Below are 14,844 nucleotides of genomic sequence, written 5' to 3' on the forward strand. Positions count from 1 at the left end.
CGGTCGAGGGTCGACCACACCCATCCTGCAGGCGTTGGTTCATTCCGAAGAAAGAGGAAGAGCCGCCGGCATTGCCTGCCTCCCTCCTCGCTGTGCTCGTCACAGCGATCCAGCCACGCCGGGTCTGCGCCGCAAGAGGGCTTTTTGCCGTAAAAGTCACTCGCGCTCAAGGACTTGAGCGCACTGGATTCCTTTGACGAGCCGCGGAATGAGGGACGAGAGAGCGAGCTTGGCCGATAGTGCACGACTGCGGAATAGGAGAAATATCACCCCCCTATCCCAGCAGGCGTCCGAGCCAGTCCTTGTCGAGCACCGCCTCGAGTTCGCTGGCGACATCGTCGAGGGCCTTGTCGACACTCTCGCGGTAGTTGCTGCGATCGCCGGAGAGGCCGAAGCTTTGGAGGAGGCGGGCGCGGTAGGTGTCGCTTTCGAACAGCCCGTGCAGGTAGGTCCCCATGATACGGCCATCGCCGGAGATTGCTCCATCCGGACGGCCATCGATGATGACGGGCGGGCGGGCGCAGTCGCTGCCGGTCGTCTCGCCCAAGTGGATCTCGTAGCCGCTGAGCGGTGCGTCATACTCCGTCGACCGCGCAAAGCTGTTGCGCACCGTCTTTTCCGGCGCCATCGACGTCTCGACGTCGAGGAGGCAGAGGCCGGGCGTTTCCAATACGTCGCCCTCGATGCCGAGCGGATCGCGGATAGTCGTTCCTAGCATCTGATAGCCGCCGCAGACCCCGATCACCCGTCCGCCACGCCGCACATGCGCCGCAAGATCGCGGTCCCACCCCTGCCTGCGGAAATGCTCGAGATCTGATATCGTCGACTTTGAGCCCGGCAGGATCACCAGTGAGGCGTCCGTCGGCAGCGGATCGCCGGGGCGTACGAAGACCAGGTCGACATCCGGCTCGGCCCTGAGCGGGTCGAGATCGTCGAAATTGGCGATGCGCGGCAACACCGGTACAGCGATCTTGAGCGCCCCCGCACCACCACGCGCCAGCCGCTCCAGCACCACGGAATCCTCCGCCGGCAGCCTTCCCGCCGACTTCAGCCACGGCACGACGCCGAAGCAGGGCCAGCCGGTAAAGCTGTGAATGGCCGCCAGCCCGTCGTCGAAAAGCGACACGTCTCCCCGGAACTTGTTGATGATGTAGCCTGCGATCATCCCCCGGTCCTCATCGGACAGAATGGCATGCGTGCCGACAAGCGAGGCGATGACCCCGCCCCTGTCGATGTCGCCGACGAGAACGACGGGAACGCCGGCTTGGGTCGCAAAGCCCATGTTGGCGATGTCGCCGGGCCTCAGGTTGATTTCGGCCGGCGACCCCGCACCCTCGACAATGACGAGGTCGGCGCCATCGCCGACAAGGGCAAAGCTTTCGAGCACCGACGCCAGCAATCTCGGCTTCAGCGCCTGATAGTCCCGCCCCTTGGCCTGCCCCCAGACCTTGCCCTGGACGATGATCTGGCTGCCCACCTCCGATTGCGGCTTCAGCAGCACCGGGTTCATGTGGATGGAGGATGGGACGCGCGAGGCGAGCGACTGCAGCCACTGTGCTCGACCGATCTCCCCGCCGTCGTCGGCAACGGCGGCGTTGTTGGACATGTTCTGGGGCTTGAAGGGACGGACCCGCAGTCCCCTGTTTGCGGCAAGGCGGCAGAGGCCCGCCACCAATACCGTTTTTCCGACATCGGAGCCGGTCCCCTGCAGCATGATCGCCCTGGTCATAGTCTGAAATTCCCGGTATCGGCTCGTCTTGAGCCCCTGCTGTACAGCCGTTCTGTCGAAATTATCGAGCGATGTCACCGCGCTTCGACGGCCACCTGGATGACTACTCTATTTGCGACAAACGATGACGACTTCGCTCGTTGTTTCGTGTCGACAACAGCATTATCTGCACGCCACATCACGCACAAGGCCGGGCTTCCGGCGCAGAGGATACCGGAATGCTTTTCGTCTTCAACAACAAGAATTCGATCCAGATCGCCTGGGGCTCGAAGGTCCCGTCGCAGAAGGCCGAAAGCCGCGCACAGGAACTGGATATCCGCAGCGGAACGGTTGGCGTCGTGCGCACAGGCTCCGCTGGCTGACACGCCAGACTGCACCGCTCGATCCATACCCTACACGCACAGACAAAAATCGCGCCGGCTGCAGGACAGCGCGGCGCGATTTATATACCGGAGGTCTTCGGCAGAGGCGCGAGACAGGCTTTCTCCGGGACGCAGTACCTGATCCGGAGAAACAGCGGTGTCGCCGCCTTGGCACAATCAATAGACGGACACGGTTACCGGATGGTTATTGAGACGTTAATTAAGAATGAATCGTGTTTTTTTTCGATTTTTTTCACGGCTCGCGCTCAGCCGTCGGAGGACGCGAATGGAATACAAAACGTCTTGCGCAGGCGTAGCAATTGAACTTTTCTCCATGTCCGCATTTTAGAAAGACCTTTTTTGCCTCGCGCATGCACAATTTGCAGCCAGTAGCCTCACCTCTCAGGCTATTTTGCAGGCTTTTCCGGCAGCCCAGCGATAGTCCCGGCATCTGTCCGCACATCCCCCCGGTTGATTTCTCCGCATGAATCCTTAGGCTCGATTTCAAGGTATGAAAAAGCGCGCGCCGGGGGATCTTTTATCCTCAGGCACAATAACAGCGGACATACCAAAGGGGACCGGCATAGACGCTTTCGGGCGGCTGGATCGGTGAAGCAGATACGGTCAGGGGTGGGCGCGCCACATCGTGGGCGACCTCCGTGGCCGGATGCACGAACGTGATCAACGGCAAGAAACTGGGAGAACTTTCACATGAAGAAGCTCATCGCTTCCGTTATATTCGCAGCAGGTACCTATGCGCTCGCTGGCTCGGCAAGTGCAGCGGAGTGCGGCGACGTCTCTATCGCCGAAATGAACTGGGCCTCCGCCGGCGTCGCTGCGCAGGTCGACAAGATCATTCTCGAAAACGGCTATGGCTGCAAGGTATCGCTGGTGACCGGCGACACCCAGCCGACATTCACCTCGATGAACGAAAAGGGCCAGCCGGATATCGCCCCGGAACTCTGGGTCAACGCCGTTCGGACCGCGCTTGACAAGGCCACCGCCGAAGGTCGCCTGATCGAGGCAGCCCCGCTGCTCAGCGACGGCGGTGTCGAAGGCTGGTGGATACCGAAATTCCTCGCAGACGCCCATCCGGACATCAAGACCGTGCAGGACGCCCTGAAGCATCCAGAGCTGTTCCCTGCCCCGGAAGACAAGACCAAGGGCGCCGTCTACAACTGCCCGTCGGGTTGGAACTGCCAGATCTCGACCGCCAACCTCTACAAGGCGCTTGGCGCCGAGAAGGAAGGTTTTGCGCTGGTCGATACGGGCTCGGCAGCCGGCCTCGACGGCTCGATCGCCAATGCCTTCGAGAAGAAGACTGGCTGGCTCGGCTACTATTGGGCACCGACCGCGATCCTCGGAAAGTACGAAATGGTCAAGCTGAGCTTCGGCGTTCCCCATGACAAGAAGGAATGGGACGCCTGCACCTCGCAGCAGGATTGCGCGGCCCCCAAGGTCAATTCCTATCCTGTCTCTGACGTCTTTACCGTCGTCACCAAGTCCTTTGCCGAAAAGGCCGGCGTTGCCATGGACTACGTCAAGACCCGCAAATGGGACAACGGAACCGTCGGCAAGGTGCTGGCCTGGATGACGGACAACCAGGGCACCAACGAAGACGGCGCGAAGTATTTCCTGAAGACCTATCCGGACATGTGGACCAAGTGGGTGGCTCCCGATGTCGCGACGAAGGTCAAGGCTTCGATCTGAACGATGCGACGGCAGGCCGGGAGGCCTGCCCTCACCTCTCGCCGCTGCAAGGATCGCGTCTCCCCCTTGGAAGCGCACGCACCGACGGGGTCACGCGACCACACTGCGTCCGCCTGAAGGCGGACAGGCGAGCAGACTGAGAACCGGCATCAGCACTGCACCACGGACGGCAATCTTGATAGCCACACGGATTGCGCGTCACTGCCCCGATAAAAAGGGCCCGGATAAAAAGGGGAATGTGATGGCTCTGCAATGTAGTTTTCTGCCGAATTTCCTGTGTAACTTCCCGGCGATCAACGACACGATCATCCGGGAAGGCCGCAAGAACATCGACGACGGCTTTCGCGGCATGGTGCGATCCTGGGGCGCTGTGATCGACATCGTCGTTCAGCCGCTGCAATGGTTCCTGAACTACCTCGAGTGGCTGTTCACCAACACGCCCTGGTTCATCATCCTCGCGGTCATGATGGCCATCGTCTACCTCGCCAGCCGCAATATAAAGATCGTCATCGGCACCGCCATTTCCATGGCCCTGATCGGCGTTTTCGGGCTGTGGAACGACACGATGATCACGCTCGCAATGGTCACCGTCTGCACCCTGATCGCCATCGTCATCGGCCTGCCGATCGGCATCCTCATGGCACGCTCCGACCGTCTGCAATCGGTGATCAATCCGACGCTCGACGTCATGCAGACCATGCCGAGCTTCGTCTACCTCATCCCGGTCGTCGTCATCTTCGGCATCGGCAAGGTGCCAGGCCTGATCGCTGTGGTGATCTACGCCGTGCCGCCGATGATCCGCCTTACCAACCTCGGGATAAGACTGGTCGACAAGGAAGTGCTGGAGGCAGCAGATGCATTCGGATCCTCCCACACCCAGAAGCTCTTCAATGTGCAGATCCCGCTGGCACTGCCGACCATCATGGCCGGCATCAACCAGACCATCATGATGTCGCTTGCCATGGTTGTCGTCGCCTCGATGGTCGGGGTGGGCGGTCTCGGCAAGAACACGCTGCAGGCGATCAACAACCAGTTCTTCACGGTTGGCTTCCTCAACGGCTTTGCGCTCGTCGCCATCGCCATCATTTTCGACCGTACCAGCCAGGCATACGGCAGGCGGCTGCAGAAACATTCGGAGGTGGTCCATGGCTAGTCACGCGATAGAGATCAAGAACCTCTACAAGATCTTCGGCCCCCGCGGCCGCGAGTACGTCGAGCAGGTGAAAAACGGCCTCGGCAAGACCGAACTCAACGTCAAGCACGGCCATGTGCTCGGGCTGCAGGACATCAACATCAACATGCCGGCCGGCGCCATCACCGTGGTCATGGGTCTCTCCGGCTCCGGCAAGTCGACGCTGATCCGCCATATCAACCGGCTGATCGACCCGACCGCCGGCGAGGTGCTCTACGACGGCGTCGACGTCTGCAAGATGACCGAGAGCGCGCTGCGCGAATTCCGACGCCACAAGACGGCGATGGTGTTCCAGAAGTTCGCGCTGCTTCCCCACCGCACTGTGATCGAAAACACCGTCTACGGCCTCGAGATCCAGGGGGTGCCACGCGCGGAGGCGCAGAAGAAGGGCCGCCACTGGATTGCACGCGTAGGCCTCGATGGCTTCGAGAACCACTTTCCGAACCAGCTGTCGGGCGGCATGCAGCAGCGCGTCGGGCTTGCGCGGGCGCTGACCAATGACGCCGATATCCTGTTGATGGACGAAGCCTACTCGGCGCTCGATCCGCTGATCCGCGTCGATATGCAAAGCGTGCTGCTCGACTTGCAGAAGGAACTGAAGAAGACCGTCGTCTTTATCACCCACGATCTCGACGAGGCGTTGCGGCTCGGCGACAGGATCGCCATCCTGCGCGACGGCAAGGTCATCCAGCAGGGCTCCGGCCAGGACATCGTCCTGCAGCCCGCCGATGAATATATCAGCGCCTTCGTCAAGGAAGTGAACCGCGGACGGGTCATCAAGGTGCAAACGGTGATGAAGCCGATCTCCGGCGAAGGCTCGTCTATGCGCCTTGCGGGCGACATGACACTGGAGATGGCTGCGCGCCAGATGACCGGCGCCAACCAGACGGTGGCCATGGTGGTCGACGCAGCCGGCAAGCCGATCGGCTCGCTCGATCTGCACAGCATCATCCTGGCGATGGTGACGCCGACCAGCCACACCGTCCCGGAAGCAAAAGCGGCGGCCTGACGCCGCCGCTGACGATTTACGATTGAACAGACGCGATCAAGCGGCCCGCAGCAATGCGGCGCCACTTCTCGCTGTTACTTTCCGCCGCCAAAGGCACGGCCCTCGGCGAAGTGCGGCATGACCATACTGTCGAAGGTCTTCAATGCCGCGCCGATGGCCTGGTGCATGTCGAGATAGCGGTAGGTACCGAGCCGGCCGCCGAAATGCACATTGGCCTCCGCATCCGCCCGTGCGCGGTAGCGCAGGAACACATCCTTGTCCTGGCGCGTGTCGATCGGATAATAGGGCTCGTCCTTGCGCTGTGCGGAACGCGAATATTCGCGCACGACGACTGTCTTTTCGTTCTGGTAGTTCCGCTCCGGATTGAAGTGGCGGAATTCGAGGATGCGGGTAAAGGGCACATCCTCGTCGGCGTAATTCATGACCGCCGTTCCCTGAAAATCGCCGACATCCAGCGTCTGCTGTTCGAAATCGATCGTCCGCCACCCAAGCTCGCCCTCGGAATAATCGAAATAGCGATCGATCGGGCCGGTGTAGATGATCGGCAGCCCAGCCGGCAGCTGGGGCTTGATGTCGAAGAAATCGGTACCGAGCATCGTCTGGATATGCGGCGAGGCCAGCATGCGATCAAAGATGGCGGTGTAGCCGTCTTTCGGCAGGCCCTCATAGGCATCGTTGAAATAGCGGTTCTCGAAATTGTAGCGCACCGGCAGCCGGGTGATGATGTGTTCAGGCAGGTCGCGCGGGTCCGTCTGCCACTGCTTGGCCGTGTAGCCGCGAATAAATGCTTCGTAGAGCGGCCGGCCGATCAGCGAGATCGCCTTTTCCTCGAGGTTGGAAGGGTGCTTGCCTTCCATCTCAGCCGCCTGCCCGGCGATCAACGCCCGCGCTTCGTCGGGCGAGAACCGCTTGCCGAAGAACTGGCAGATGGTCGCAAGGTTGATCGGCATCGAATAGGCTTGGTCGCGGTAGCTCGTGTAGACCCGATGCTTGTAGTCGGTGAAGCCGGTGAAGCGGTTTAGGTAATTCCACACCGTCTCGTTCGGCGTGTGGAACAGGTGTGCGCCGTAGCGATGCACTTCGATCCCGGTGTCCTTGTCGAACTCGCTATAGGCGTTGCCACCGATATGATGACGGCGATCGACGATCAGCACATTCTTCTTGAGGTCAGTCGCCACCCGCTCGGCAATGGTCGCTCCATAAAATCCGGCGCCGACGATCAGCAGGTCGATATTGGAAAAATCGGTCATAGTGTCTCAGCACCTTAGCGGAAGGTCCGCATCCCTTCATCGGGGCCCCGGAGGGCTGTCGGTATGGGGGAAGCGGTCACCAGTGAAACGGGCCCCGGGTGAAGGCCAGCGGCTTTCAAATCGATCGGATCGAAGCTGCAGGCCTTCCACCTTGGCGGCTTACCAAACGCCCTGCATCTTGACGGGCGTGTAGCGGTAGGAGTTGAACAGTGCGGCTTGCTCATCGACAGCCGCCTGAACATTGTAGGTTGCACCTAGAGGCCTCGTATGGGCCACCCCTACTGCATCGATGATAGCCATGCGGTTTGCAGGGCGACCGAGGAACGCAGGCCAGAGATGGTCGAGGCCGTAGCCGGACTCCGCATCGCGCATCGAGCCGATGCAGATCTTCAGGGCAGCCTTGGAGAAGATCGGGCACATGATCTCGATGAAGCCCTCATGCCGCAGGAGGCTGTTCGGCCGCTGGATCGTGATCGGATGGTTGGGGAAGCAACCCGGACCCTGCTTGAGCGACGGCTGCGCCAGTTCCAGTCCGTGCTTGCGGGACAGATGAAACATCCGATTGACGGTATCGCCATCGCAAAGCAGGTCATCATCCGGGAGCCAGACGCGGTCGTAACCCCAGAGCGGACTTCCCTCGTAGAACAGGTCGGAAATCAGCCTGAACTTCTTGCGCTTCGGAAGGTGGGCCAGATATTCAAACGGGCTATCGACGACGGGATCTTCGGCACCGTAATAGCCGACGCACAGATCCCAACTGCGCGTCGCAGCATCCAGCCCGTCGAACCAGCGAGGATGCAGCGACTTGGAGTTGGCGGGGACAACGACGAGGTTGGGACGCTTAGGGCCGTTTGCCGGCTGCACCAGGAACTTTGCGTTGCGCTCGTCCGACAGTTGCGTCGCAAACATCGGATGCTCGGGGTGGGGTGTCGACGTGAGCATGTAGATTGCAACGACACCGTCTACCACGCCCCTGCCTGCCAGCAATGCTACCTTAGATCCCTCCATGCGGGAGACATTGAAGACGATCGAAGGCAGACCGGTCTCGTCGATGAAGCACAAGAGGCCATTGACGACTTGCCAGTAATCCGTCGACGCATTGAAAAAATTGCCAACCAATCCGCCCGGAGCCAGCACGAGGAATGGCGACAAGGTGCCGCGTTCCAGGTCGGCAAACTGCCAGAACGTTCCGGTCAGCATTTCTTCCGTTACCGGATCGGATTCGCTCAACCCAGCCAGAAAGTCTGAAGCTGTGTTTTCTCTTGTCGAAGCCAGCATATTCACTGTTTCTTCCCCTTCATGTCCCACCCCTGCTCGGTCTGTCCCGATCGTAGTTTCTTGAGTGATTTACGAAACTCGTCTCACTTCGTGGCGTTCGCCACGCATGTTGGTGATCGTCAGCGCCTTACCGTCTTCTGCGGGGTCGAGCACGTCGACCATTTTGGATTGCATCCAGCCGACAGCTGCCCTGCCGTCCGTCATCGGGAACCAAGAGGCGACGATCTGCCCCTCGATGGTCACGGAGAAGTCGTTTCCGAAGGTCACCCGCTGGCCCGAATTTGTTTGCCACGTGCCGACGACGACACCGAGATACGGAAAGTAATTCGCCGCATTCGGCACGTTGGTGATGACGCAGACGAGCTGGTCCGGACAGCCCCGCCGGGGAATGATAGCGGCGATCTCGTAGGTCGCGCTGACCGTCTTGAAGAGGCCGAGCCACTGGCCGGGATGGAGCACGGCGCAATGGCTGTGACCGTCATCGTAGCAGGCGATTACATGGTAGTTGAGACGGGCGCTGTCGTGGAGCTTGGCAATCAGGGCCGGCAGCGCATCCGGGGTGAAATGCTCGAGGACATCGGCAGAGCAGCAGATGTCGGCGCGCGGCAATGCATCCGTCAGCACGTTGGTGCTCTGGAAATGCACATTCGACGGCAACTGCCCGAGAAGCGGCGAACGCGCCCAGTCGAGGCCGATGACATTGCGGACCGATCCGGCAATAGCGCGCAGGAACCGTCCATTGCCACAACCGACTTCGGTCAGCGTTTCCGGCCGGGCCGACGCAATGACGGCTGCATGATCGACAAGCCAGTTATTGTTCTGGTAGCCGGCATCACCGTCGTGGAGACGCTGGTAGTCCGCCGCAGTAACGTTCCTGGCAGCGACATTCCGGTCGAGACCCGCCGCATATCCAGACTGCAGCAACTGGCTATCGACAAGCCGCCTGGCATCGGGATCGGCACGCAGCGAGACAGCCAATTCCGCGAATCCGGCAAATGTAGCCCGTGCGACCTTGGTCATGATGTTGTCGCCGACGCTAGCAGCCAGACCGGCGCTATGCATGACAAATGCCGTCTGCGCGGCTAGGTCGCGCTCGATGCCCTGCCCCTGTGCAGCGACACTTTTTTCAGCGGGCGAGTTCCGCCAGTTGCCAGCCTGAGCTGCATTCCTCTCGTTAGCCTCGGCCAGCTGCGATTTGACGGTACCAAGCTCTCGCCGCAACATTTCGACATTTGCATGCGTCCTAAAAAGTTCGTCGCGCTCGCCGGTGAAGATTGGCGGCACGTGCCGTACCCTGCCGAGCAGAGCCTTTTCGATGCAGCGATCGATGGTTTGACGGTCTTCGATCGAAAAACAGCAGTTGTCCAGATAGTAGGACACAAAGCGTGCTGCCCGGCCTTCCTCTGGCTGCGAGCGGTGGGTAAAGGCTGCGTCGAGGTCAGCGAGCGATCCGCACGGAAAGCCGCCCAGCTCATACTCGCTGGATGCGAAAGTAAAGACCGCCTTTTCGTAAAGCAGAGCCTCCAGTCCAACGCCTGAATTGGCGACAATGACCGCTTCGCACTGCTCCAGATGCCGATGGATGGAAGCCGTCGAGACCATCACATTGCGGTGCCGAGCCTGCACCTCATCGAGGGTTCGGATAACGAGACCATTGGTGCATTGCGGATGCCGCTTGACCACAAGCAACCGCCCGGTGACATCGGCCTGAGCCGCGGCATGGCGCAGAACCTCGAGCGGATCGATACGACAAAACTGCGCGACGGGATCCTCGAGCAACTGCATCGGGAAGTAGACAAAGGGTCTGCCTGCATCGAAAGCTTCGCCCGATTGTTCGTACTTCGAGGTATTGCCGGCCCTGAGAGCCATCACCAGCGCCTTCACGCGGCGTCGGGCGGCCTCGGTATTGACCGCGTCGATACCTTCCGCATGCAGCTCCGGAAACCGCGCAAGTGAACTCCAGCCGGAAAAACCATTCTCGTCGAAGGAATACCAGCCGACGATCGGCGTTTCCTTGATGCGCCAGATATTCGGACCATCGCCGACCGAGTGATACGAGATGGTGATACCGCCGTTCGGCGGGCGCCTTGGGGCCAGATGCGTCCCGAATGGCACGATGGAGAGATTGGTCGTCACGCGGCGGCGACCGAGGCCTGCGCAGAGTTCAGAGAACATCTTGCGATGACGGTCCCCGTCGGCTTTGACGGTAAACCAGAATTCCGGAACCTCGAGGTCCACCGGCACAGACGCAACGTCCGGCGCGAATGATCCATCCAGCAACGGCTTGTTCGGGATGCCGGTATTCCAGGCAACTGTGGTGGGCATCGAGAATCCTTTGATGTCTGATCTGTTGTCAGAGGATTCCAGCATTAGCTTGCGCCAGCCTGTTCGGCACACGCATGGAGAGTCTCGAACCCCGCCTCCAGCCCCACGAAAGCAATCGCTTCTATGCAAGCGCAAAGCCTGCTGACTGGAGAACCCGATGTCCCTCAATGAACCGCTGATCCTGTCGATATGCGTTCCGACCTATAATCGGCAGTTCCTGCTCGAGCGGAACGTCACCTTCCATCTCGATGCTTTCCGGCGGATCGGCATCCCCTTCGAGATCGTCATCGTCGACGACTGCTCGACCGATGATACTGCGGCCTACATTGCCTCGCTCGCCGACCAGCCGGAGATCTCGGCCTTCCGCCGCGCGACCAATTCCGGTTTTCTCAGCAACTATGCCTTTGCTATGCAGCGCGCCCGCGGTCGCTATGCTGTGTTTCTCGGCGATGACGACCTGCTCATTCCGGAAAAGGTCATCGAATATCTTCGGTTGATGGAGGCGGACAGCGAGATCGGCGTCGTACAAGCTCCGTGGCTGCTGGTCGATGCGCGGCCCGGCGGCGGCGATATGTCGCCATTCTACCATGTCGCCTCCCCGACCAGGCATCGCAAGGGCGACTTCCGCGCCCTCCTCGATTTCATCATCAACGGACACATCTTTCCCGAGTTCATGATCATCCGCCGGGAAGTGCTGCTGCGGTCGATCTCCAGCCCGACGCCCTTCATCTTCTGGGCCTTCCTTTACACGACACGGGCGCTGGACAAGGCCGATATCCTGTTCATGCCGGAGCCGTTCGCGCGCGTCACCGCCGTCTCGGACGATCCGCGCCTGCAGCAGGGCAACAAGGAATGCATGTTCCAGTGGGACAGCTATCGGGGGGGACTGGAATATCTCGCCTCGCAGGCGCTGCGCACGCCGGATGTGCCACCGGACTACCGCGCTTCGCTGATGTCCCGCATCACCGGCTTCATGCTGCAGCGCCAGGCGGTTGCCTTGCGCCTGCACGTGTCGGCGAAGAACTGGGTCGAGGCCTACATCATGTATCATCGCATGGCTGTCTATCAGCCGCAGCCTCTCACGGCCGATGCCTATGGCCAGATCTGCAAGCTCGCAGGCATCGTCACCGCAGCCACGGAGGCCGTCGCCTTCAACGGCGAACCAGCGATTCTCGATCCGGTTATCAACGATACGACGCTCAGCCTGCTGCCGGAATCGATCCAGCAAAAGCTTACCCGCGACCAGCCGACCGGAATGGACGGCGACCGCCCCCGCGCCTACCTGCGGTTCACACCCGAGTTTCCCGAGCACCACGGCGCGAAGGATGGTATCTTCGATATCATGAATTACATGGCGCAGTTCGTCTGACCCGCATTTCCCAGCCATTTGAGAGCATGATCACCATGACGACAGCCTTTGCCGACCGCGACGCCATCGCAGCCAGACTTGCCACCCTGGCTGACGCCGACCGCTCCGTCATCGCCCTGATCATGGAAAATCCGCTACAGGATATCAGCCTGATCGAGGGCCTGCACTGGCACCTGGATCAGGCCTCTAAAGCCAAGTTCCTCAACAGCATGAAACTCGAAACTCTCGGCGAATGGCTCGGAAATGCCGCACCGGCCCGGCTGCAGATCCGCCTGTCCGAAGTGGCAAAATCCAGCCAGCACCCGTCATATGCGGCGTTCAGGGCCGGCCTGACGCGATCGGGCGGTCTAGAGCGCGCTTTTCCGAAGGTCTGAACGGCTTTCAGTCAGGCATGACAGCTGTCACGGCGATGATCGGCCCGAGCGGAAATGCGCTGTCTTCCCTCTGCCACTCCGGCACATAGAGGCTGGAGATGCTGCCGTCCAGGAACAGGGCGTTGCGGCAGCCGAGCACGTCGCGAAACAGCGTGGCGAAATCGTGAAAGCGCACCTCGCCGTCGGACACCGCGAACACAGCTTTTCCATCCGCATCGACGCCGACGCCGTTGCGCCTTTTGAGGCTGGTGCTGTCGATCAGGAACGACGGGTGAAGCGCCCCGTCGATCACTAGCATCGGTCCCGATTGCGTGGCGTAGAGCGGCTCGATACCGGCGGCGGCAAACGCCTTTGTCTCCATGACGCCGACAGCGCCGGGCTGGATGTAGAACACGCCGTTCGGCAGCAGGCGGAAATTTCCCCAGCCTGTGCCGGTGTCGAGCGCCTTCTGCTGACTGCCGCCTTCGACATAGAGACCGACCGGGCTCTGGTCAGGCTCGTACATGCCACCGTTCATGGCAAAGCGCAGCGACAGCCGGTCACGCGCCAGTGCATCGCGCAGCGCCGCGAACGAGCCGTATGGCTTTCCGGCACTATTGTTGGAAAACAGGCGGATGTTGTCTTTTGCTGGGTCGAAGCTGCAGACGATGTAGCTCGCCCCGAGATGCTCCACCTTGCGGCAATTCCCGCCGGTCACCGGTGTCTCGGCCATGACGGGCGTCGAGACGAGCCCTGCCAGAATAATCAACCATCGAAACAAACGTCACGCTCCCCGGCAACAATCAAATTCAAGACAAGAGATGCGGCGGGAGGAAGGTGACTTCAAGGGTTGGCCCGGTGCACATAGTGGCGAGCCCGAATAGTGACCCGGATAATGAAGAGGTAAAAATAGTAAGATGTCGGCCGCGACACGCCTCGCAGCCGACAGAATTCTTCAGTTTACTGAGCTGCCTTTTTGACAGTGTGGCCAGCCGTCTGGGTTGCGTTGACCGTGTTGGCAGTGTCCTTGCCCATGCCTTTAATGGTATTGGCGCAGGATGCGAGAAGCATCAGGGAAATGCAGGCGACGCCGACTTTTGCGATGACGGAAGAAGACATGATTAGCGGTCCTTCGTGAATGGGTTTTTGACGACAATAAGGCAGAAAGTAAACCTTCCGTGCCCAAAACGCGCCACATTGAAAAAGGTTCACATAAATAACGACGTGGATGCGGCGCCAGCCAAAAGCCTGTGAGACAGGGCCTCAGGCCGCCCGCGCCATCTCGCCGAAAGCATGCCGGATGCTTTCCGCGACAGCCGCTATTGGTCCCGTGACTTCGCGCGCAGTCAGCAACCGGATATCGAAAGTCGTCAATTCCGGCAGCCCTTCTTTCGCGCCGAGTATAGCCATGTCTTCGGTGACGTAGGAGCGGGGCAAAGGCGCCACGGCGAGATCGGACACGACGGCCGCGCGTTGGGCAGTGGTATGGGCGCTGAGGAAGGCTACGCGATAGTTCCTTTTCGCCTGCTGCAGCTGGTGGATCGCATCGGAGCGCCAGATGCAGCCGTCCTCCCAGATCGATATCGGCAGAGGATCCCGGCGATGGGCCGTGCCGCATTTCGCACCGGCCCAGACAAGCCGCTCGGTGTAGATGACGTCACCCTCCGTCGGGAATGGCCGCGTCGAACAATTGATAAGCGCCAGATCGAGTCGTTGTTCCGCGAAGCGCTTCTTGAGGGCTAGGCTCATGTCGACCACGACGTCGACCATGATGCTGGGATAGCTTTGCGAGAACCGCTTCAGGATGCTCGGCAGCAACCGCTCGCCTATGTCGTCCGGCGCTCCGAGCCTGACGACGCCGCTCAGTTCCGGCATGATGAAACGCGACACCGCTTCGTTGGACAGCGCCAGCATGTTGCGCGCGTAGGACAGCAGCATTTCACCATGTTCGGTGAGGCTGACGGAACGGGCATCGCGCAGGAACAGGACGACACCGAGTTGCTCCTCGAGCTTCTTGATCTGCATGGACACCGCTGATGGCGTGCGATGGACGGCCTCGGCTGCCGTTGAGAAGTTGCCGGTCTCGGCAATCGCCACGAAGGTGCGAAGGACATCGTTGTCGAGCAACGGCACGGATCGGCGCAGCGGAACGTTCATCGACGCATCTTTCAATTTTTCTGATTTATATAGCGATATCATTTCGTTTTGCTGACTGTCAATAAGCTTCTATAGCATCGGTCTCACCACCACCTTGAACAGCAGAGGAA

The 14,844-nt window shown here is 60.4% G+C and carries 13 protein-coding genes; 6 read left to right on the top strand and 7 right to left on the bottom strand.

All coding sequences use genetic code 11. The annotated features are described in order from the left end of the window. Nucleotides 1-274: 274 nt before the first annotated feature. Nucleotides 275-1,729, bottom strand: a complete 1,455-nt coding sequence (locus EQW76_RS03700; protein ID WP_142823098.1) for a cobyric acid synthase — start codon at nt 1,727-1,729, stop codon at nt 275-277. A gap of 218 nt (nt 1,730-1,947) precedes the next feature. On the opposite strand from EQW76_RS03700, the gene EQW76_RS29300 reads away from it, so the two are divergent. From EQW76_RS29300 to EQW76_RS03715, 4 genes are all read left to right on the top strand, one after another. Beyond that, nucleotides 1,948-2,091, top strand: a complete 144-nt coding sequence (locus EQW76_RS29300) for a hypothetical protein (protein WP_162854764.1) — start codon at nt 1,948-1,950, stop codon at nt 2,089-2,091. Nucleotides 2,092-2,802: 711 nt separating this feature from the next. Further along, complete coding sequence (locus tag EQW76_RS03705) at nt 2,803-3,801, top strand: ABC transporter substrate-binding protein (protein WP_142823099.1); 999 nt, start codon at nt 2,803-2,805, stop codon at nt 3,799-3,801. A 241-nt stretch (nt 3,802-4,042) separates the two neighbouring features. Next, nucleotides 4,043-4,954, top strand: coding sequence for a proline/glycine betaine ABC transporter permease (locus EQW76_RS03710; RefSeq protein WP_111222951.1), 912 nt, complete (start codon nt 4,043-4,045; stop codon nt 4,952-4,954). After that, nucleotides 4,947-6,002, top strand: coding sequence for a glycine betaine/L-proline ABC transporter ATP-binding protein (locus EQW76_RS03715; protein ID WP_142823100.1), 1,056 nt, complete (start codon nt 4,947-4,949; stop codon nt 6,000-6,002). The genes EQW76_RS03710 and EQW76_RS03715 overlap by 8 nt, the downstream gene beginning before the upstream one ends. Nucleotides 6,003-6,076: 74 nt before the next feature. Here the strand turns inward: EQW76_RS03715 and glf are convergent, their stop codons facing one another. The 3 genes from glf to EQW76_RS03730 form a co-directional block, all read right to left on the bottom strand. Next, nucleotides 6,077-7,252 carry a UDP-galactopyranose mutase gene (gene glf, locus EQW76_RS03720; RefSeq protein ID WP_142823101.1) on the bottom strand — a complete coding sequence of 392 codons (1,176 nt, stop codon included), beginning with the start codon at nt 7,250-7,252 and terminating at the stop codon, nt 6,077-6,079. Between the two features lie 159 nt (nt 7,253-7,411). After that, nucleotides 7,412-8,530: a DUF707 domain-containing protein gene (locus tag EQW76_RS03725; protein ID WP_161991059.1), complete on the bottom strand. Its 1,119-nt coding sequence runs from the start codon at nt 8,528-8,530 to the stop codon at nt 7,412-7,414. Nucleotides 8,531-8,599: 69 nt separating this feature from the next. Next, nucleotides 8,600-10,855, bottom strand: a complete 2,256-nt coding sequence (locus tag EQW76_RS03730) for a hypothetical protein (protein WP_161991058.1) — start codon at nt 10,853-10,855, stop codon at nt 8,600-8,602. A gap of 157 nt (nt 10,856-11,012) precedes the next feature. Here EQW76_RS03730 and EQW76_RS03735 point away from each other — a divergent pair, with 157 nt between their 5' ends. Both EQW76_RS03735 and EQW76_RS03740 read left to right on the top strand, forming a co-directional pair. Then, nucleotides 11,013-12,224, top strand: a complete 1,212-nt coding sequence (locus tag EQW76_RS03735; RefSeq protein ID WP_142823104.1) for a glycosyltransferase family 2 protein — start codon at nt 11,013-11,015, stop codon at nt 12,222-12,224. Between the two features lie 35 nt (nt 12,225-12,259). After that, complete coding sequence (locus EQW76_RS03740; protein ID WP_202617097.1) at nt 12,260-12,598, top strand: hypothetical protein; 339 nt, start codon at nt 12,260-12,262, stop codon at nt 12,596-12,598. Between the two features lie 7 nt (nt 12,599-12,605). Here EQW76_RS03740 and EQW76_RS03745 read toward each other — a convergent pair whose 3' ends face one another. The 3 genes from EQW76_RS03745 to EQW76_RS03755 form a co-directional block, all read right to left on the bottom strand. Then, a complete protein-coding gene (locus tag EQW76_RS03745; RefSeq protein WP_202617116.1) occupies nt 12,606-13,310 on the bottom strand; it encodes a phosphodiester glycosidase family protein in 705 nt (234 codons plus the stop codon). A gap of 227 nt (nt 13,311-13,537) precedes the next feature. Further along, the gene (locus tag EQW76_RS03750; RefSeq protein WP_142823106.1) at nt 13,538-13,696 is read right to left on the bottom strand and encodes an entericidin; all 159 of its coding nucleotides are present in this window, start codon (nt 13,694-13,696) and stop codon (nt 13,538-13,540) included. Between the two features lie 144 nt (nt 13,697-13,840). Further along, nucleotides 13,841-14,776, bottom strand: a complete 936-nt coding sequence (locus tag EQW76_RS03755; RefSeq protein ID WP_202617096.1) for a LysR family transcriptional regulator — start codon at nt 14,774-14,776, stop codon at nt 13,841-13,843. Nucleotides 14,777-14,844: the final 68 nt, after the last annotated feature.

The sequence above is a fragment of the Rhizobium sp. rho-13.1 genome (assembly GCF_007000305.1).
Taxonomy (GTDB): domain Bacteria; phylum Pseudomonadota; class Alphaproteobacteria; order Rhizobiales; family Rhizobiaceae; genus Rhizobium; species Rhizobium rhododendri.